This is a genomic window from uncultured Methanobrevibacter sp. (assembly GCF_947166415.1).
Lineage (GTDB): Archaea > Methanobacteriota > Methanobacteria > Methanobacteriales > Methanobacteriaceae > Methanocatella.
Map to the genome: position 1 here is coordinate 1 of NZ_CAMVEE010000011.1, position 20,367 is coordinate 20,367.

Genomic DNA, 20,367 nt, shown 5'->3' on the forward strand with positions numbered 1-20,367 from the left:
GACAGTGAATATTGGAACAGCACTGACCCATACATACAGTATGTTATTAATTTAACTGAATCAATGACATTCAATGAGAATAATACTGTAATAATTAATGATACTGAATATCAATTCCAGACATTCATTAATCCGACAACCAGACAAAATTTAATATTAATGAACAGTTCAAAAATTGTTGAGATTCCTGAAATTTCAATTTACAAGACTGCAAATGTAACCAAGGTTGGTTTAGATGATTTAGTTGAATATACAGTTACTGTATCAAACGATAATGATATTCCATTACATGGTCTTGTCATTAGGGAAAGTTTGCCAAGGGGATTATCTATAGTTGGAATTAAAAATCCTGATGGTTCATGGATTAGTGCTTCTTCAACTTCATGGAAATTGAACAGGACTTTGAAAGCATATGAAACAGTTCAGTTAAAGATTGTAGCTAAAGTGTCTTTAGATACATATAGCCAATATACAAATAATGTTTATGCTACTGTTGATGAATTGCCTGATGAAGTTCAAGCAAGCTCCACAATATCAGTTAAGAGGGCAAACCTGCATGTCAATAAGTATATTGATAGTAATACTTACTATGCAGGGGATCTCATCAAATTTACATTAACAGTCTATAATGATGGTGAAGCGGATTCACATGGGTTTATCACTTTAGATGATTCATATTATTCTAGTGAACTGGAATATATTGGTTTCACAAGCACTGATAAAGGTTGGTATTTCAGTAGGGACAGCTCTGGCAGATTAACTTTAGGATATGGTGGAAACTTTAAAGTAGGTCAAGTATCTCAATTAAACATTATGTTTAAAGTGAAAAGCCCTAGCTATTCCACATCTTCCACAAATTACGCATATCTATATCTTGCAGGTACTCAAGTAGACTCCAGTAATGCAAGATACTATCTTGGAAGTAGAAATACTGATTTCAGCGTATCTAAAAGTGGTAGTTCATATGCTACAGTAGGCTATCCATTTTATCATACTATAACAGTATCAGGTTCAGAAGTCACTGACTTATATGTGGATGATATTTTCCCAAGTGAGTGGGAACTCATATCATATAGTGCTCCTTCTTACATGATTCACTCTACAATAGGTCCAAATCATCATAGGTGGACATTCATGCCAACAACAGCTAGTTATTCTACTTATGCTAGCATATACCTAACCTTTAGATGTGATACTCCTGGATATTATACCAATTATGCAGTTGCTAGTGATGGAAAAACAAATAAAACAGCAAGTGCAAGTACAGACATCTATGGTCCAATTTTATCAATAGAAAAAATAGCTAAGAATTCAACAGTTGATTTAGGTGACCAAGTTGCTTTCACAGTTCGTGTAAATAATAGTGGAAGTACCTCCTATTCACAACTTACAATTGAAGATATTCCTGCATTAGGACTCGTATTTGACCATATTGAGGATAACTCAAGTAAATGGGAGCGTGTTGGAAGCACTGGTCTTATGTTCAGGTATAATAATGATTTATACCCTGGACAAAGTGTAGAATTTGATATAGTATTCAATACTACTAAACAAGGCATTAATACTAATTATGTGCGTGTTGCCAATACTCCTATCAATCTTGTTGCAAACGCTTCAGTATTTGTCCAAAATTATGAGTTGTCTGTAGAAAAATCATATCTACACTTCTACAACACATATGATCAAAACACTAGCTTTGTAATTAGGGTCAAAAACACTGGTAACATGAACTTGACAGACGTATTTGTTGAAGAAAGTGTATTTAACGGACTTAACTACATCAACTTCACAAACGTTAAAGGAGTGTGGACAGTAGCTGAAAACAATGGCAAATACCTCTTTAAACTGAATGGAACATTGGCTCCTGGTGAAATTGCAGAATTCGATGTACTGTTCAACACAACAGATTACGGTAAACTTACAAACGTTGTTGTGGCGGGCAGTAACCAAACAGACAATGTCACTGCCAATGCAAGCATAGTTGCAGGTAACCCAAGCCTCATAGTCAACAAGACTGCTTTAAACAAAACAGTTTATGTTGGCGAAGAAGTAACATTCACAATCACTGTAGTGAATAACGGAACTATGCCTCTGTACGGTTTAACTGTCAAAGAGGACTTCCCAGACAATTTAGAATTCGTATCATCCACAGGTAGTTGGGTATACGATTCCGAAAACAGAATATTCAAACTTGAAAGGGCATTATCTGCTTGTGAACCTAACAACAAAGAGGTATTCAACGTCACTTTCCGTGCTGTAAAAGGTGGAAGTGCTACAAACATAATCAATGTGACAAATGACATTGTAAATAAAACAGCAAATGATACCGTATACATCTACAACCCTAACTTCACAGTTGTGAAAGTTGCTGTAGACAAGGATGTCGAACCGAATGATAATGTTTACTTCACTGTTGTCGTAACAAATACAGGTAACATGAACCTGACTGACATCAGACTTAAGGAAATATATCCTGACAACCTGGAATATGTCGGATTCAGCGGTAACTGGTCTACCGATGACAATATAACATTCAAATATAATGGCATGCTTGAAGTAGGCAATTCAACAGAATTAAGCCTCATATTCAAAGCTGTTGAAGGATATAATGCTACAAACGTTGTAGTCGTATCCACTAATGAAACTAAATTCAACAGAACTGACAACGAAACAGTAACTATCCACAAGTTCGACTTTGAAGTTGAAAAAATCGCATTGAATAAGACAGTTACAATCGGAGACAATGTTGTATACACAGTTGTCATAACAAATACCGGTAACATGAACCTGACACAAATCAGGTTAACTGAATATTACTGCGAAGGTTTACAATTCGTATCTGTCAACGACGGCTGGACAACCAGTGACAACAGAACATTCATATACACTGGATCATTATTAGAACCTGGCGAAAAAGCGATATTAAATATCACATTTAAAACAATCGCCGGTAACAATATGACCAACTTAGTCGTTGTAAGAACCAATGAAACTGAAAACAAAACAGCTTTCAACAATACTACATATGTAATCAATCCAGAAATCAAAGTTGAAAAACTCACATTGAACAAATCTGTAGATATTGGCGATGAAGTACAATTCACTATTGTCGTAAACAACACAGGTAATGTCTTATTAGACAATGTTACCCTTGTTGAAAGATATGACAGCAGCAGATTGGAATTTGTCAGAATAACCTCTGAAGGCTGGAGCACAACAGACAACATTACATTTGTTTACGCAGACAAGCTTGCAGTAGGAGATCAAGCTGTGCTTAATATCACCTTCAAAGCTTTAGACGGTGGTAATGCAGTCAACATAGTTGATGTGACTACAAACGAAACAATCACAGTCTCTGCAAACAACACTACATTCATCAAAGAGCCAGACTTTGAAGTTGAAAAAATACTCTTGAACGGCTCTGTGAAAGTCAACGATACAATTGTCTATTCAGTTGTTGTAAGCAATACAGGTAACATTAACTTGACTGAGATTACTGTACTCGAAGAATATCCTGACAGCTTAGCGTTCATTTCAAACAGCCCTAACTGGGAAACTAGTGACAACAAAACATTCAGGTTCATAGGATCATTAGCTCCTGGCGATAAGGCTATATTGAACATTACATTCAAAGCTGTTGGAATGGGCAATGTAACTAATGTGGTTACTGTAACTACAAACGAAACCAAAGACAACAAATCCACTAACAACACAACATTTGTCAGATACATTGACTATGTTGTAAGCAAAGTTGCAGTCAATAAAGTTGTTTACGTAGGAGATGAAGCTACATTCATCATTAAAGTAACAAACCTCGGAAATGTAGATCTTAAAGGAATTAAAGTTTATGAAAACTATCCTCCATCCTTGAAATACATTTTCCATAATGGTGATTGGGACACTACTGACTTCAGAGAGTTTACCTTAACATACAGCTTGGCTCCTGGCGAATCAACAACATTGAATATCACATTCAAAGTTCTTTCAATGGACAACATTACAAACCCAATTGATGTAGTATTCGAAGATGAGAACAAAACAACCAACGATACAATCTATGCTATCAAAGCTGAGATTAAAGTTGATAAAATCTCATTAAACAGAACAGTATACCTCGGCAATCAATCCGGATTTGATATTATTGTAACAAACACAGGTAACCTTGATTTAACAAATGTAACATTATTCGAAAACTATCCAAAAGAATTGATTTTCGATTCATTTGTTGGTGAAAACTGGACTAAATCTGGTAACGTATTCAGATATTCCGGAGTATTAAAAGCAGGCGAATCAATCAAACTATTCGTCCTATTCAATACAACCAAAGTTGGATCATTTATAAATGATGTAACTGTTCAAGCTTCCGTGAACAACATATCTGAGATAGCTAACTTAACTGATGAACTTATTGAGAAATTATCCAAAAACTTAACCGATAATTCATCCAATAATACCAATGTTAATGTAATCTATCCAGAACCTGATACTCCAGGCAATAAAACTCCGGACAAACCTACTCCGGTCATTCCAACTCCAGATAAACCAACTCCGGAAGAACCTAAAGTGCATGGCACACCAGGTAAACATTCCACCGGAGCTAAATCAGGATCACTTGAAAGCAAAGCAACCGGTAACCCATTAGCGTTACTTGCATTGATGTTAGTGATGTTGGTCTTGCCTTTAAGAAGGAAAAAATAAAACACGTTCGGGAGTTTCAAACTCCCATTTTCTTTTTTTTTTAAAAAACTTAAAAAATCCTGCAGTATGGATTCAAAAACTAAAAGATTTTATTAATAACTAATTTTTTGATGCTCATGCTTTAAGCGTATTTAAAAAAAGCGTGGAAAACAGTCATTGATGTTTTCAAAGTAAGAAAAATAAAAAAAGTAAAAATGAGATGATGCTCATTTAACGATATTCATGTTTAAAGTTTTTATCATATAGCTTAGACGGATTAAAGTCACCAGGGTCTAAGACATCTCCCACCACAATCATTGCAGTCTTCGTAATTTTAGCATCTTTAACTTTTTCTGCAATATCCGCGAGGGTTCCTTTAATTATTTGCTGGTCTGGCCAAGTTGCCTTTTTCACAACTGCAACAGGGGTGGTTTCCTCATAGCCTTCAAGCAACTCTTCGACTACCTTGTCGATCATGCTGATTCCCAAAAAGATGCACATTGTAGCGTGGTGCTTTGAAAAGCTGGCAAGGCTTTCTCCTGCAGGCTTTGGTGTTCTTCCTTCAGGACGGGTGATGATTACGCTTTGAGAAATTTCAGGCAGTGTCAATTCGGCTTCAAGGACGCTTGCTGTACCGAAGAGTGAACTTACTCCAGGAATTATCTCATATTCTATGTCATGCTTTTTGAGTTCACGAATCTGTTCACCGATTGCACCGTAGATTGAAGGGTCTCCTGTATGTACACGGGCAACCAGCTTGCCTTCATTGACTGCTTCTGTGATTATTCCGTCAGTCTCTTCTAAATTCAGATATGCGCTGTTGTGAATTTCACAGCTTTCCTTTGCAGGGCATAGGACTTCCTTGTTGACAAGTGAACCTGCATAAATGATTACATCAGCTTCCTCGATTGCTTTTCTTCCCTTAACGGTTATCAGGTCAGGGTCTCCAGGACCTGCACCAACGAATATAACTTTTCCTTTCATGATAAATCTTTTATTTCAAATATTATTTAATGATTTTGTATTTAATTTGACTTTAAATTTTAAAAAACTTTATTTATATTAACGATAATTAAGAATTATGGATGAAAAAGGTTTTATTTCTGTAGAATATTTGTTTTCAATCTTCATTATATTGATAATTGCTTCAGGACTGTTGTTTTTTACATCGGCATCAATCATGTCCGAAAAAAATATTGAAGAAAATGTCAATCATCGCTTAATCCTGGACAATATTGCCAGTTCGATAAGTCAGGTCAACTCCAACGGGGAGGGCTATTCCATGCTGATAGATCTTGATTCAAAATCGGGCTTTTATGAAGTGACCGTCGAAAAGGATAGGCTTACAATCGAATTTTCAAACAAGAAGGGCGAAACTTTAATTCTTCCGTTAAACATTGATTCCAGATACAAGCTGTACAGTGGAAATAGCTATCGAATTTCAAAAACGGAAGATGGAAAAGTCGTGATATCATGATTGGCGATGAAGGACAAATCAGCGGCGAATACCTGCTTTTGATTGGTGTATTGGTTGTCATTGTCATGATGGGCATCGTATTCATTGCAGGGCAAAATGAGCTGAATACTGCAATGCAGGCAGCCAGAAGCGGTGCGGTGGAGGGAATTTCAGCATCATCGCCAGGAATTTATCCGCAGGATACATTTGATGATTATGCAAATTCCAAAACCGCTCTTCTCCACCCCTATTCGGCAGACATTGTCAATATCAGCTATGTCAATCTTGGAATGGACAAAAATTATGGCAAACAATGGATTCAGTTTAAGGTCTATGCAAGAGTTTCCAACGACTATACGAATGATGAACTGGTTTCAATTGGCGACAGGATCAATTATAATCTGAGAAAATCCATAGCCCTCAGCTTCAATTCCACCTCATCAACGAACAGACTGTACAATCCCGTCTTTTCGCCCCACTATGTTTACACCACCGCTAATGTTAAATGGATTTAAGTCGATAATTAATATTAGGTGATTTTATGTATTCTGAAAAGGAAAAGCAGCAGCTGATGGAAGACCTTATAGAGATGGAAACCTTCAAGGCAGATACCGGAGATGAAGGAAAAATCCTGCAGGAGGATTTGAAGGAATATTTCATAAACGGCGTCGGAGATAAGGAAGATTTGATTTTCAGACTGGAATATTATTTATATGCATTCAAGCTGTTCTGCAGAAAATCCGTAAAGATTGACAGGAATCAGTTTATCGTATATCTCAATAATTCGCTGCTGGATTGGCATCTGATTAATCTGGTGATGAATGATTTGACAGATTTCGAATTGGAAATCGAGGCAGTAAAAGAAAATAATGATGTGCTGATAAACTTGAACTTTACATTGCATTATTAGATTTTGAAAATTTTTAATGCATTTCGAGTTGTTGTCTTATCTACTGTTTCGACATCCATATCCTTAAGTTCAGCTATTTTGTAAACGGCATTTACAACATTTGCCGGTTCATTTCTTTCTTCTTTTGTCATAGCCAGATACGGGCTGTCTGTTTCAGTTAAGATATAGTCCAAATCTATTTTTTCAACCAGGTCCTGGTGATGTTTTGAGTAGCAGAGCATTGTTGAAAAGCTCATGTAGGCATTGTCCATATTCATGATTCTTTTTGCAGTCTTAAGGCTGCCGCCGTAACAGTGGAAAACGAAATATGGGATGTTTTCATACTCTGCAATGATGTTGACGGTCTTTTTCTCGCAGTCCCTGACGTGCATGACGATAGGAACCTCATATTCATCGGCAAGCTCCAAAAAGCCGGTAAATATTTCCTGCTGTCTTTCACGCAGTGCCTTGTCGGTAACGTAATAGTAGTCCATTCCGACCTCACCGATTGCCACGATATCATCCAGGTGTTTGGAGATGTTTTCATGTGCAATTTTTATCTCTTCGGGAGTGGCATTCTGTGAGCTAACAGGGTGAAAACCGAAAGTCGGGTAAATGAAGCCTTCGTAATCTTTTGAAAGCTGCAGTACTTTCATATTGCTGTCATTGCTGAATCCTGAAACTATTACATTGTCAAGTTTGTCTTTTGCCCTGCCGACGACATCTTCCCTGTCATCGTCAAAGTCCTCAAAATCAAGATGGCAGTGGGTATCAATCATTATTAGACTCCAAATCTTCTTTCCCTTTCCTGGTATGATCTGATGGCCCTTATGAAATCGACTTTCCTGAGTTCCGGCCATAGGGTTTCACAGAAATACAATTCGGAGTATGATGATTGCCACAGTAAGAATCCGCTTAGGCGCTCTTCGCCGCTGGTTCTGATAATAAGGTTAGGGTCTTCGACTCCTGCTGTGTACAGGTTTTTGCTGACAAGCTCCTCATCAACGTCATCGATAGTGATTTTGCCGTCCTGCACATCTTTAATAATCTTTTTGAATGAATCTATGATTTCCAAACGTCCATCATAGCCGATAGCTATATTAAGTAATCTTTTATCATACTGTGCAGTTGCGTCTTCAGCTTCCTTAATGGCTTCTCTTACATTTTCCGGAATTAAATCAAGTTTGCCTACCACTTTCACTTTCACTTCGTTTTTGTGTATCTTTTCGTGTGTAACTAATCGTTTGAAGTTTATGAGGAATAGTTTCATCAATCCTTCAACTTCATGTTGAGGTCTGTTGAAATTTTCTGTTGAAAAAGCATATACTGTGATGATTTCGATTCCGAGTTCGATACTCCAGTCAAGAACTTTTTCCAGGGTGTCAACTCCGATTTCATGTCCTTTGACGACATCAATGTTTCCCTGGAGTTTGGAATATCTTCTGTTTCCATCCATGATTATGGCTACATGCTTTGGCATTTTCTCGGGTTTCAGATTTCGAGATATATACCATTCATATATTTTATACAGTATATTTTCTTCCATATTATCCCATTATCAGTTTATTCATCAGCCAAATCGTGAACCAATACCAAACTGCGAACGTATCCTTCGATACTTTGGTCTCTGCTGGTATCGATGTAGGTTCTATCAATTCCGAATGTTACCGCACCATAACTTGGCCAGGAATTAAGTAAAACAAGTGATCTAAAGATAATATTTCCGACCCTTCCGTTTGGTGCAATGATTATGTTGCATTTGTCATTTATAGCTTTTTCAATTAGTATAAAGTAGTTTTTGACCTCTACATCAGTGTTTTCCTTGATGAGTTTTGTCAATTTCCTGCTTTCTTTGATTGAATTGGAAACTTCCTTTCCTCTTCCAAAGTCATCTTCCCTTCCTTCAGCTAAAACTGCAATTTTAGGGGTTTTTCCAAGTCTTTCAAGGAATTCAACACAGTGCATTGCCATTTCATATCTTTCCTCAACACTGGTTCCTTCATCAATTCCAACAGGAGTTAACAGGAATTCGTATTCATCGCCATTAACATAGGTGGCCCTTGACAAATTAGGATAGTGTTCCTTGAGTTCTTTCATAATGTTAGAGGCGGGAAGTGAACCGCGGACTACACCGTCTATCTTATTGTCCAAAACTGCCTTAACTAAATCTTCATCTCTATAAATGAGTTGTATATCTGTTTTTGGGTGTTTTTCTTTAAAAATATGACACGCTTGTATAATATTTTCATTTTCTCCAACACCGATAGCTATCCTCTTCATTAATTTAATAATATATCATTCATTATAAATAATCTTTTCAAATTTTTTTTAGAAAAATAGGAAATAATTGGAAAAATGAAATTTTCCAAATCTAGTTATTGAAATTCTCAATTGCACTATCTACCAGATTAAGCACGGATTCGGCCAAATCGGGATAGCTTTCATTGATTGTAACTGGAATGTTGTCGCAGTATATTACTTCAAGGCCTGCAGCTATCGCATCCTTTGTTGCCACATCAACAGCGGCAGCCTTTAGCTCTGTCAACATGACTTCAGCCTTGTCCATATACTTTTCCATGTCCTGGCGCAATAGTGGCCTGTTGGATAGATGTGCGGTTGTTCCAATGATTTTGCAATCATAATTCCTTTCAAGATAGTCGACCAGCTTGTCCTTTACCCCTTCAGGAGCGGTTGTTGCAAAGAGCACCTTTTTGCCTGCGATGTCTCCCAGAGGCTTAGGCCTGAATACTGTGGATATCACAGTAGCATCGGGATTTACTTCATTGACAAATTCCTCAATGTTTTTGATTTTTTCATCATCAGCCATTGGTTCTTCGCACATGGTTAAGATAATCAGATCTCCCAAACCGATTCTATAGGGTCCAAAATAAGTGGTTAAATTTTCAATCGGCTGGTTTGCTCCAACGAGAACGATTTTTTTATCGGTCTTGATTGGGGGTATTGCTGCTCCGCTTCCTTCAAATATCGCAAATTTGGCGTCGACTTCATTGGCAAGCTTTGCTCCTTTTTTCATGTTTGTCATAAACACTTCACCAGCCATTCCGCCGCCACATCGTCTGCATCCTATGGTCAATATCCTGCTCATCAATGCATCTTCCCAATGGTCGCTTGCCGCATGAACTCCCTTTTCGGATTGTTCAAGCAAGAATTTTGCATTAATCTCCAGTTTTTCACCATGCACAACTTCAGGCTCTTCAGGTCCTCCGCGACCCATTGCAATGACGCATGGTTCATATCCGTTATTATCAATTAATCTAGAGACAAACCCGGAAACTGCAGTTTTTCCGATACGTTTTCCTGTTCCAAGGATGGTTATTGATGGTTTTTCCATGATTTCGTATTGGGTTGTAGGTTCGAATTTGAAATCAGGGCCTTCATAGCTTATACCTTCATTCAAGACCTTGCAGGCAATCTTGAACCTTTTAGGGTAATCTAGAATAGGCTCATCGCTCAAATCCATTACGGTATCCGCTTTGTAAGTTCTAATCATCTCAACGATAAGGTCATATGGAATGTCTTTGTCTTTAGCGAATTGAACCGGAACCCCCAGCTTTTCGGAATATGACTCTTCGGAATCATCCCTGAGCTTTTCGGTTCCTCCTATGAAAACAGTTGCGACTATATCGATATGTTCCAGGTTATTTAAAGTATCTATTGCCTCTTTAGTAACTGGTAAATAGTGTTCACCGTCAACCAAACAGAGCATTTTGTTAACAGCTTTCATAATATTAAGTATGAATGCTATTATTATTTAAAAATATTTGAAATTAATAAAAAAAGAGAAATGGGATTAAGCTACACGAAGTTCCTTTTCGGATCTTGTAACTAAATCGGCTAATGAATTGCGGACGTTTTCAGGAATTGAATCGTCTTCCTTATCAGCAATCAATTGTGAAATGATTTTACAAAGGACAAAAATAGCATGTTTATGTTCGGCTTTTGTCTTATGTATGTGGTGAGGGCTTATTTTTAGGGTGATATATTCGCTACAGTCATTAGTTATTTGGTCATCTTCTGCGAGGTATTTTAAAACATATACTAAAAATTGATGTAATTGTATCATTTCGTCCTTATACATAACTATCTAACCTTTTTAATTAACTATTCCATTAGTTAAAACATAAATTATATGAATTATAATTTATTACTACTTAATTTATTGATATTATATTGTTAGTTAATCCTATTTAAATATTTTATCAAAAAAGGGTTACAATAATTGGATTTTCAATTTTCGTTTTAAATACTATAAAGTTTCGTTGATGGATTATAATTTGATGTGGAATTCTTCGGTTTCAACTATTTTAGGAAGCTTGCCGACGGTTCCTATGCTGTCTTGTGATATTAATAGTATGCCTTCGAAAAATTCCCTGAAATTTTCACAGGCCTCCAGGGCATTTGCCACTTTTGCTTCTGAGGTCTCTCCGTTGACTTCATTTGCTATTCTGGTTGCAAGCCCGTCAGCTATTGAGGGGCTTTTGGCTATTACTGTAACGCTGTCAGATGAGCCGAAACTGATTGAATGACCAATCTTTCCGGAAGATGTGCATATTCCCAAAGGCTTTTTCCTGGCCTTGATTTCAAATGCTATTTCATTTCCAAGAGTTTCATTGTTTGAATAGATTCCGCAAAGCACCTTTTCATCATTGATCAATGCAATGTCTCCTCCGTTTTCCACAATCGAATATTTAGAATCCATTTCAATAAGGTGATTCAATGACAACTCGGAAATTGTGCCGGCGACACAGGCCATAGGCCCTACATCAGCAATAACTGATGATTCAAGCATGGTTTTAACAATCTGGCTTTCATTTTCGCAGTCTATCTTAAGCGGTTCTATTGACAACAGGAAGTCCTGATTTTTACGGATATATGATTTCAAATCGGACCTTATGGAATGGATGTATCTTTTAAGGCCATGATTTTCCAAATCGGTCGTTAATCTGATGTGGGTCTCGCCCAAGTTGATTTCTTCAATGTGCATAGTTGATATTTTATTGGGAGTTACTATTTAATTTTTTCAATAAAGGCAAAATCTTAAAAAGAGTTATATACAATAACTTAATAGTAAATATATCCAATAAAAAAATTGACATGTGTGATATTTGTGAAATCATTTGAATTTTTATCAACTAACAGAGAAGAAAAGCCAAGAAAATGTGGAATAACCATGGTTCTGGATAAGGGTTTGGGCCTTGAAACCGCAAGCAGCCTAATGGATATTTCAGGAGAATACGTTGACTATTTGAAATTCGGCTGGGGAACTTCCATCGTGCATGAACAGGACATCATAAAGGCAAAAGTGGAGATGTATAAAAATCATGATATCACTCCATATACCGGAGGAACCTTATTCGAATTGGCTTATAAAAAAGATAAATTGGAGGAGTTTTTCTCAGAAGCCCACAATTTAGGTTTTCCGGCAATTGAGATATCTGACGGATCAGTAAACATTCCTCATGAGGACAAGCTTGAATGCATTGGGCTTGCAAAATCAGACGGCTTTGAAGTATTGTCCGAAGTGGGAAAAAAGGACCCGTCTCTGGACAAGGAACTGTCTCTGGATGAAAGGATAGAATACATGAATGAAGAGCTGCAGGCAGGATCTTCCCTGATAATTGTCGAAGCAAGGGAAGGCGGAAAGAACATTGGAATCTTCGACAAGGCAGGAAAGGCAAAAGAGGATGAAATAGATTACATACTCAATAATGTGGCTGGAGATAAGATTCTCTGGGAAGCTCCCGCAAAGGACCAGCAGGTGTTTTTCATATTAAAGCTTGGAAACACAGTTAATCTGGGAAACATTTCAAGTGATGACATAACCTCTCTTGAGACCTTAAGAAGGGGATTGAGAGGAGATACAGTTGGAAAAATATAAGAGGGAATTAAATTGACTGAAAGAAGCATAGCACAAATCAATCAAAAGATTGACGATGGCGAAGCAAATATCTACACTGCCGAAGAGTTCAAAAAGCTCATAAAAGAAGGCAACTCACCAAGTTTCGATGAAGTTGACGCAGTGACAACAGGAACATGCGGTGTGATGAGCGGAACTGCAGCAATCCTTAATTTTATTATTTCAGAACCTGGGGAATTCATAAGGGCCAATGAAGTTTACCTGAACGGGGTTCCGGCATTTGCAGGGCCTTGCCCTAATGAATGGTTAGGTTCTGTTGATGTGATTCTGCACGGAACATCACATTCAATATATGATGAAAACTATGGTGGAGGATTCCTTTTAAAGGAACTGCTTGAAGGAAAGGAAGTCGATGTCAGAGTCGAAAGTGCAGAAGGAAAGACAATTGAAAACACAATAACAATGAATGATATCACAAGAGCACAGATTGTAGGCTCAAGGATGGCATTTAAAAATTACACTGCATTCACAAATCCTAACAATGAACCTGTTTCATCAATATTTGCAGCAACACCCCTTGAAGGAAACCTTTCAGGATTGACATTTTCAGGCTGCGGAGACATGAACCCTCTTCAAAACGATATTCCTCACAATGTAATTAAAGAAGGTTCAAAAGCACTTGTAAACGGTGCACAGGGATACATTTTGGGAGACGGAACAAGGTCAAGTGCCGAAAAGCCGAACTTGATGATATCTGCTGATTTAACTAAAATGGATCCGTATTACTTCGGAGGATTCAAGACAGGTCAGGGCGGAGAGATATTCAATACAGTAGCCATTCCGATACCTGTACTTAATGAAGAAATCTACAATAATCTGCTTGTAAAAGATGAGGACATCGATTTGCCTGTAGCAGACATTAAGGGACGTCATTTGCCGCTGGACAATACCAACTATAAGGAAATGTGGCAAGGAAATGACTTGAGGCCGAAATTCGACAAGACCAAATGTTCAAATTGCGACAGCTGTCTTGTGGAGGAAATCTGTCCTACAAACGCATTTAAGGATGAAAGACTGAACCTTGCATACTGCTTTGGCTGCGGAATGTGTGCCAACTTCTGCCGCAAAGGTGCATTTGAGATGAAAACCGGTGACGTGGACCTCAATATCAATGGGGAGAATGTCACTATTCCAATCATATGCAGGCAATCAGACAGATTGAGAGCAAACAAATTATCATTGAGATTAAAGAAAATGCTTGAAAATAAAGAATTTATACTATAGGCGTTCATATGACTAATCAACAAAAAATTACTGATTCACCGATAGATTTTGCAGAGGATATCATCAGGGACGTTAAGAATTCAAAGGAAGATGGTGTTTTGAAGTGTGTCCAATGTGGAATGTGCACTTCAACATGTCCCGCTGCAAGGCATTCCGATTACAATCCCCGTGAAATAATAGAAAGGGTTCTGGAAGGAGACATATCAATTTTAGAGGACGATAACATCTGGAATTGCTTTTACTGCTATACCTGCCATAGCATATGTCCGGTTGGAAACAGCGTATGTGAAGTAAACCAGATTCTCAAGCAGTTTGCGATTAAAAACGGAATAGGATATGACAAGCTCTATGAATACCTGGGATTCGCGGACTCATATTTTACAGCAGCAATCGGAGCTATTCCGGAAATATTTTTCACAGACATCGATAGGGATGTTCCCGGATGGTGGGACTTCAGGCAGAATTTGGATGAAATAAGAACAGAATTGGATTTGGACCCACCGCTTATGCCATCCAGTGAAGTGATTGATGAAGTAAGCAAGATACTGACCATAACAGGATTTAAGGATAAGATTGAAAAGATCAGGTCAACTCAGGAGGATGAAAAATGAAAGACATTCCCGATAAGGACATTCTTCTATTTAGAAGCTGCCTTGTAAGCGTAGAGTATCCTGGTGTTGAAGCGTCAACAAAGTTCGTATTTGACAAGCTTGGAATAGATTATGCAATTTCAGAAAAGCAGACATGCTGTACCGGACTTGGACATTATTCGGATGTGTTTGACCAGATAGACACAACAGCTATCGGAGCGCGCAATTTCAGGATAGCCCGAGAAATTGGCAGGCCAAATCTGGTCATGATGTGTGCGACATGCTATGCAATCAACAAGAAATCAGTTAAATTGCTTAACACCAAGGATGAGTTGAGAAATCATATTAATCAGTTATTTGATGAAAATGGCTTGAGCCACTTGAAATATGAAAAGGATGACTTGAAGCCTACAGAAAACATTTTCCATGTCGTTGATATTTTATACGGCAAAAAGGATAAGATAAAAGATAATATAAAATATGACTTGAGCGGTTATAAGATTGCAACCCACCACGGATGCCATTACTGCAAAGTGCACTATGAGGATACCATTGGTGGTGTAAGGGATCCAAACATTATGGATGAGCTTATAGAGGAGTGCGGTTGCAAGACAATCGGATGGTATGACCACAAAAGGACAACATGTGGAACAGGGTTCCGCCAGAGATATTCAAATCCGGAACTGTCATTTACAGCCACTGCAGACAAAATGAATGCAATCGATGATGAGGAAGTGGACATTTTGGTCCATTTATGCCCAAACTGCCATATACAGTTTGACAGGTATCAGCATTTGATATCAGAGCGTGAAGGCAGGAACTTCAGGGCAATCCATCTAAACATTGCCCAATTCATTGCATTGGCAATGGGAGGGGATATGAATAAGGTAATAGGAGCAAAAGCCCATACGGTACCGATAGATTCAGTGATTAAAGAGTTGAAGGAGGTTGAAAAATGAGGGATGATTTGAAAGTTGGCGTGTTTTTATGTGAATGTGGAGGAAATATTGCAGATATTGTGGACTTGGATAAGGTCCGCGAAGAATTGGATGTTGAATTCATAGGACAGTTTGAAAACTTGTGTTCCTTGAACGGACGTAAGATAATCCGTGATGCAATCTTTGATTATGACCTTGACCGAGTAGTAGTAGCTGCATGCTCACCGATAAGCCATGAAAAGACCTTCCAGGACTATGTAAAGCCTTTAAATCCTTATCTCATGGACATGGCTAACATCCGCGAGCAGTGCTCATGGGTACATGACGACAAGGAAAAGGCAACCCACAAGGCAATCACTCTCATCAACGCATCCATAGAAAAGGTAAAGCAGTCCGATGCTGTTGACCCAATATACTGCCAGACTCCTGATGACGTGGCAGTAATAGGAGGGGGAATTGCAGGAATGAATGCCGCATTGTCCCTTGCAAAGCAGGGAACAAAGGTAACCATTATAGAACAGACTCCTTCCATTGGAGGGCATATGGCTAAAATAGGTAAGGTATTTTCACCTGTCAAAATTGCAGAAGAATGTGGAATGTGCCTTTTGAACCCTATTCTAAATGAACTTGTCTGGAACGAAAACATTGAAGTCATAACCAATGCGAAGGTAATCGAGGCAGAAAGGAGAGCAGGAACCTATAATCTGATTGTAGAGAAATATCCTAGATATGTCGATACTGAAAGATGCATTGCCTGCGGAAAGTGCGCTGAAGTCTGTGAAGTTGAAGTTCCCAATGACTGGAATGACAATCTTTCAATGAGAAAAGCCATCTACAGGCCATTCGGACAGTCATATCCTGAAAGCTATGTTATAGACATGGATAACTGTTCAAAATGCAGCAACTGCGTTAAAGTCTGTACCATGAAGGCCATTAAGCTTAGGGGAAAACCTGAAAAGATACCTCTGCAAGTCGGTTCAATAGTTGTTGCGACAGGCCATAAGCTGTTTGACATGGAAAAGCGTCCGGAATACGGCTATACAAGATATGATGACGTAATCACACAATCAGAATTGGGACGTATTACAGGAGTAAACGGCCCTACAAAAGGAAAGCTCCTGAAATCCAATGGTGAAGTTCCAAAGAGGGTTGTCATGATTCAGTGTGTAGGTTCACGTGATGAAAAGCCTGACGGACACAGATACTGCTCAAAGATATGTTGTACTGTGGCCTTGAAGAACGCAAATATCATCAAGCACAAGTATCCCGACACAGATGTTCTGATATGCTATACTGATGTAAGAACTCCTGGAATGTTTGAAAAGTACTACAAGCACACCCAGGAAAATGAAGTCAGGTTCCTGCGAGGACGTCCAGGTGAAGTCGTCAAAAAAGGTGACAATTTCATTGTAAGAACTGAAGATACCTTGAAAGGAGAATTCGTTGAAATTGAGGCGGATATGGTGGTTCTTTCAACTGCAATGGAACCTTCAGAAGGCACTGAAGAGATAGCCAAAATCCTGAATGTAGGAACAACAGAAGACGGTTTCATCAAGGAGTCACATCCTAAAATCAAGCCTGTGGCAACCGATGTTCAGGGAATATTCGTTTGCGGAACCGCCCATGAGCCGAAAGACATTACCGATTCTATCATGCAGGCAACTGCAGCCGCATCAAAGGTCGGAGAGTATAACTATGGTGGTGTGGAAATAGAGCCGTTCATTGCAGAAATAGACACAGAAAGATGCATAGTGTGCGGCGATTGTATCCAGAGATGCAAATACAAATCCATGAGCATACAAAACGATGAAATCTACATCGATCCTATGAGCTGCACCGGCTGCGGAAAATGTCTTGTTGGATGCAAACAGAGAGCTATTACTGTAAATGGAAACATTGATGAGAAAATCATGTCCACCATCAAGGGAGTACTGTCCAAAAAGCAAGACGGTCAGCGCATGATTCTTGTATTTTTAGACAATATAGGTTATACTGCCGCAGACAATATCGGAGTAAACAGATTGTCCTATCCGGAATCCATTCATATCATCAAGGTCATTTCTGTAAACCGAGTAAGGCCAAGACACATCAGATATGCACTTGATAACGGTGCTGATGGCGTATTCATCGGAGAATTCCCTGGTGATTTGATGTATGATGAAGTTGAGCGTAAAATCCAAAGGGTTAAAGACAGAATTGCGGAAATGGGTCAAAATCCTGATAGGATTACATTTTCAAAAGTGTATATTCCGTACTTCTCAGGACTTGCTAGAAAATTCAATGAATTCGACAAGAAAATTGCCGAATTGGATGAAGCAGGATTATAGCGTTTTTTGCAGATAACTTTTTTATCTGCCCTATTTTTTTTATTAAATGGTTTTGAATCTTTTTAAGGAAATCATTCACTAAAAACACCCAAAATTTTCCTTTAAATAGCTAATTAACTCATTCAAATCCATTATTTAAAAAATTTTGTGAGAACATCATTTTCTCTCTATAACATTGGACAGATTTTCTCAAAACCATTGAAATTAACCCCATTTTCGAGGATAAGAATGTTCTTGTCAAAAGACCACTAGTTTTACACACAAATAAAAATCATTATATAACATTTTAAACACAATTTATATTATGCATTAATCATATTGGTGATTGAATGAAAGATAAACACTTAATAATTATTCTTTTAGTTGTAATAGCTATCCTGGCAGCTGCCGTTTGTTTGACCTTTTTCTCAAACAATCTGAAGGAAGACGCCTATGTTGATATTATGGTAAATGACACTATCTGCAGAGGAGATTCATTGAACGTTCAATTGATGGATGTAAATAAAACTCCAATTGTTGACAAGAAAGTCAATATAACATTCACTAACGGCAATGAGACATATAACTATTTTTCCGTTACAAACAAGTATGGAATTGCAACAATGAAAATTGATTTGGATCCTGGTAATTACACAGTCAAAGTTGATTATAATGGCGATGAAATATACGCTTCAAACTCATCTATAAAAGAAATTACTGTTTTAGAAGAGGTAAAACAGGCTGAAGTTTCAACCATCTCGAATGACCCTGGTGCCTTTTACAGTGCTCATGCGGGAAGGGTAATTTACACAGGTGAGGTTCAATATGCTCCGGATTATCATCATTGGAAACATTTGGGAAATAACGAGTGGGTAAAAATCGATTGAAATTTTGAAAAAACCTTTAATTTACATTTTCTAATGTAGATGGTTAAATCAGTTTATGTAAAAATAACAATTAGCCTTAAGCAAATTCAATTTTCAAATTATAATTATGTACTTGTAAAAATAAGATATTATTTAAATGGTCGTAGATGAAATTTAATCGAGGTGTTCAATTATCTGCAAACCCAAGTCAGTACATTTGTACAGCCTTCCCTTTCTGACTTCCTCATTGACACAGATTACAAGGTCATACTTTTTCAAATCTGCAAGTGCTGATGATACCTGGCTGGTCCTCACATCAATCTCCTTGGCGATTTCTGAAGGCATCTTCAAATCACTGCCTATTGACCTTAATGTGTTTGTTCTGTAAGGTGATACTTTCACATATCCCAGAATTTTATATAACTCCATTTCATCCATATTAATTATTGTAAAGATTATCTAAAAAGTCTTTATATATCATTTGTATTTTTTTATATTGTTTTAATCATAATGTTAACATAAGATAAACGAAAATTATTTAATAAAAACTGATATAATAATATTTGAGGTCAGTAAATGTCAAAAAATTGCCCTAAGTGCGGAAAGAATATTACATTTGATGGAGCACTGTTCTGTCCTGAATGTGGCCATAAGTTCACAGGCAAGGCTGTCGTGGACATGGATTTCGATTGGATAGATAATATTTTGATGGTTCATGATGAAAAAACCGGAGAAAGGAGAGTTTCCAAAGCAAAGCTTGCAGGAATAATCATATTTGCATTATACATTTTTGGATTTTTGGTGCAGAGCGGATATCATTTGAGGTTAGGTTCTTTTAATTTTATTTTTTCAGCATTTCTCTGCATTTTCGCAGGTCTGTTTTATTATTTTGTTTGCCGTGGAATCGGCTATATTGTAAGAAAAATAAGAAATTAGCTATTGTTTGCCAATAGCTTTCATAAATCTTTTTTTAATTTGAATAGGACTCAAATCAATTATCGGTGCCTTTGAGTTTCCGGCATCAGTTTCATACACGACAAAGCTGCAGTCATCGCTTTTGATTACGTCCGTCAAATCGATATCCTTGAAGTTGCAGCTGTTTTTGAATCCGACGCTTTTTGCAATCTCACACAAATCAAGCACCTGTGCGTAGGTATCTTGGTTTCCTGTTGAACCGTATGCGCCGTTATCTATCACAATCCAGGTTAAGTTACGGGGATTATGGGCAAAGACAGTTACAAGAGAACCCATATTCATTAAAAGTGAACCGTCACCATCGATTACAACAATATCCTTATCTGGACGTGCCAGTGCAAGGCCAAATCCTATTGATGATGCAAGACCCATTGATCCGATCATGTAAAAGTTTTCAGGTCTGTCTTTTACGTCATACAGTTCCCTTGAAGGAAAACCGATATTGCATACAACGATTTCATCAGTTATGTTTTCCATAATGTCGACTATCGCTTCTCTTCTTACCATG

Annotated in this window: 20 protein-coding genes; 11 read left to right on the forward strand and 9 right to left on the reverse strand. The window is 37.7% G+C overall.

The window, feature by feature from the left end:
* Positions 1 to 4,698, forward strand: a 4,698-nt coding sequence (locus Q0W25_RS03460; protein ID WP_298518959.1) for a hypothetical protein, incomplete at its 5' end; no start/stop codon positions are given.
* Between the two features lie 210 nt (positions 4,699 to 4,908).
* Here the strand turns inward: Q0W25_RS03460 and cobM are convergent.
* Positions 4,909 to 5,661, reverse strand: coding sequence for a precorrin-4 C(11)-methyltransferase (gene cobM, locus Q0W25_RS03465; protein ID WP_298518962.1), 753 nt, complete (start codon positions 5,659 to 5,661; stop codon positions 4,909 to 4,911).
* Between the two features lie 97 nt (positions 5,662 to 5,758).
* Here cobM and Q0W25_RS03470 point away from each other — a divergent pair, with 97 nt between their 5' ends.
* Genes Q0W25_RS03470 through Q0W25_RS03480 form a run of 3 tightly spaced genes read left to right on the forward strand, consistent with a single transcriptional unit; the run spans position 5,759 to position 7,043 of the window.
* Positions 5,759 to 6,154 carry a hypothetical protein gene (locus Q0W25_RS03470; protein WP_298518965.1) on the forward strand — a complete coding sequence of 132 codons (396 nt, stop codon included), beginning with the start codon at positions 5,759 to 5,761 and terminating at the stop codon, positions 6,152 to 6,154.
* A complete protein-coding gene (locus Q0W25_RS03475) occupies positions 6,151 to 6,648 on the forward strand; it encodes a hypothetical protein (protein WP_298518970.1) in 498 nt (165 codons plus the stop codon). Before Q0W25_RS03470 ends, Q0W25_RS03475 begins: the two co-directional genes overlap by 4 nt.
* A gap of 26 nt (positions 6,649 to 6,674) precedes the next feature.
* The gene (locus Q0W25_RS03480; RefSeq protein ID WP_298518972.1) at positions 6,675 to 7,043 is read left to right on the forward strand and encodes a hypothetical protein; all 369 of its coding nucleotides are present in this window, start codon (positions 6,675 to 6,677) and stop codon (positions 7,041 to 7,043) included.
* On the opposite strand, the gene Q0W25_RS03485 is transcribed toward Q0W25_RS03480, so the two are convergent.
* The 6 genes from Q0W25_RS03485 to Q0W25_RS03510 all read right to left on the reverse strand — a co-directional run bounded on the left by Q0W25_RS03485 (position 7,040) and on the right by Q0W25_RS03510 (position 12,027).
* A complete protein-coding gene (locus Q0W25_RS03485) occupies positions 7,040 to 7,801 on the reverse strand; it encodes a TatD family hydrolase (protein ID WP_297825996.1) in 762 nt (253 codons plus the stop codon). The two genes, Q0W25_RS03480 and Q0W25_RS03485, sit on opposite strands and share 4 nt — an antisense overlap.
* Before the next feature lie 2 nt (positions 7,802 to 7,803).
* Positions 7,804 to 8,568 carry a polyprenyl diphosphate synthase gene (gene uppS / locus Q0W25_RS03490; RefSeq protein ID WP_297825993.1) on the reverse strand — a complete coding sequence of 255 codons (765 nt, stop codon included), beginning with the start codon at positions 8,566 to 8,568 and terminating at the stop codon, positions 7,804 to 7,806.
* Positions 8,569 to 8,585: 17 nt separating this feature from the next.
* Entirely contained in the window at positions 8,586 to 9,302 is a 717-nt protein-coding gene (gene mtxX / locus Q0W25_RS03495; RefSeq protein ID WP_298518976.1) for a methanogenesis marker protein Mmp4/MtxX, read from the reverse strand.
* A gap of 91 nt (positions 9,303 to 9,393) precedes the next feature.
* On the reverse strand, positions 9,394 to 10,767 hold the full coding sequence (locus Q0W25_RS03500; RefSeq protein ID WP_298518979.1) for a 2,3-diphosphoglycerate synthetase: 1,374 nt from the start codon (positions 10,765 to 10,767) through the stop codon (positions 9,394 to 9,396).
* A gap of 66 nt (positions 10,768 to 10,833) precedes the next feature.
* Complete coding sequence (locus tag Q0W25_RS03505; RefSeq protein WP_298518982.1) at positions 10,834 to 11,121, reverse strand: UPF0058 family protein; 288 nt, start codon at positions 11,119 to 11,121, stop codon at positions 10,834 to 10,836.
* Between the two features lie 189 nt (positions 11,122 to 11,310).
* The gene (locus Q0W25_RS03510) at positions 11,311 to 12,027 is read right to left on the reverse strand and encodes a UPF0280 family protein (RefSeq protein ID WP_298518984.1); all 717 of its coding nucleotides are present in this window, start codon (positions 12,025 to 12,027) and stop codon (positions 11,311 to 11,313) included.
* A 123-nt stretch (positions 12,028 to 12,150) separates the two neighbouring features.
* Here Q0W25_RS03510 and comA point away from each other — a divergent pair, with 123 nt between their 5' ends.
* The 6 genes from comA (at position 12,151) to Q0W25_RS03540 (ending at position 18,905) form a co-directional block, all read left to right on the forward strand.
* On the forward strand, positions 12,151 to 12,921 hold the full coding sequence (gene comA, locus Q0W25_RS03515; protein ID WP_298518987.1) for a phosphosulfolactate synthase: 771 nt from the start codon (positions 12,151 to 12,153) through the stop codon (positions 12,919 to 12,921).
* Positions 12,922 to 12,933: 12 nt separating this feature from the next.
* On the forward strand, positions 12,934 to 14,184 hold the full coding sequence (locus Q0W25_RS03520) for a methanogenesis marker 16 metalloprotein (RefSeq protein ID WP_298518991.1): 1,251 nt from the start codon (positions 12,934 to 12,936) through the stop codon (positions 14,182 to 14,184).
* 8 nt (positions 14,185 to 14,192) lie between these two features.
* Positions 14,193 to 14,795, forward strand: coding sequence for a ferredoxin:CoB-CoM heterodisulfide reductase subunit HdrC (gene hdrC, locus Q0W25_RS03525; RefSeq protein WP_298518994.1), 603 nt, complete (start codon positions 14,193 to 14,195; stop codon positions 14,793 to 14,795).
* Positions 14,792 to 15,733 carry a ferredoxin:CoB-CoM heterodisulfide reductase subunit HdrB gene (gene hdrB / locus Q0W25_RS03530; protein ID WP_298518997.1) on the forward strand — a complete coding sequence of 314 codons (942 nt, stop codon included), beginning with the start codon at positions 14,792 to 14,794 and terminating at the stop codon, positions 15,731 to 15,733. Before hdrC ends, hdrB begins: the two co-directional genes overlap by 4 nt.
* The gene (gene hdrA, locus Q0W25_RS03535; protein WP_298519000.1) at positions 15,730 to 18,039 is read left to right on the forward strand and encodes a ferredoxin:CoB-CoM heterodisulfide reductase subunit HdrA; all 2,310 of its coding nucleotides are present in this window, start codon (positions 15,730 to 15,732) and stop codon (positions 18,037 to 18,039) included. Before hdrB ends, hdrA begins: the two co-directional genes overlap by 4 nt.
* A 329-nt stretch (positions 18,040 to 18,368) precedes the next feature.
* Complete coding sequence (locus tag Q0W25_RS03540) at positions 18,369 to 18,905, forward strand: Ig-like domain-containing protein (RefSeq protein WP_298519003.1); 537 nt, start codon at positions 18,369 to 18,371, stop codon at positions 18,903 to 18,905.
* A gap of 153 nt (positions 18,906 to 19,058) precedes the next feature.
* Here the strand turns inward: Q0W25_RS03540 and Q0W25_RS03545 are convergent, their stop codons facing one another.
* Positions 19,059 to 19,322 carry a MarR family transcriptional regulator gene (locus Q0W25_RS03545; protein WP_298519006.1) on the reverse strand — a complete coding sequence of 88 codons (264 nt, stop codon included), beginning with the start codon at positions 19,320 to 19,322 and terminating at the stop codon, positions 19,059 to 19,061.
* Positions 19,323 to 19,460: 138 nt separating this feature from the next.
* Between Q0W25_RS03545 and Q0W25_RS03550 the strand changes: the two genes are divergently transcribed.
* A complete protein-coding gene (locus Q0W25_RS03550; RefSeq protein ID WP_298519010.1) occupies positions 19,461 to 19,820 on the forward strand; it encodes a zinc ribbon domain-containing protein in 360 nt (119 codons plus the stop codon).
* On the opposite strand, the gene comE is transcribed toward Q0W25_RS03550, so the two are convergent.
* Positions 19,821 to 20,366 carry a sulfopyruvate decarboxylase subunit beta gene (gene comE, locus Q0W25_RS03555; protein WP_298519013.1) on the reverse strand — a complete coding sequence of 182 codons (546 nt, stop codon included), beginning with the start codon at positions 20,364 to 20,366 and terminating at the stop codon, positions 19,821 to 19,823. It abuts the gene before it with no gap.
* Position 20,367: the final 1 nt, after the last annotated feature.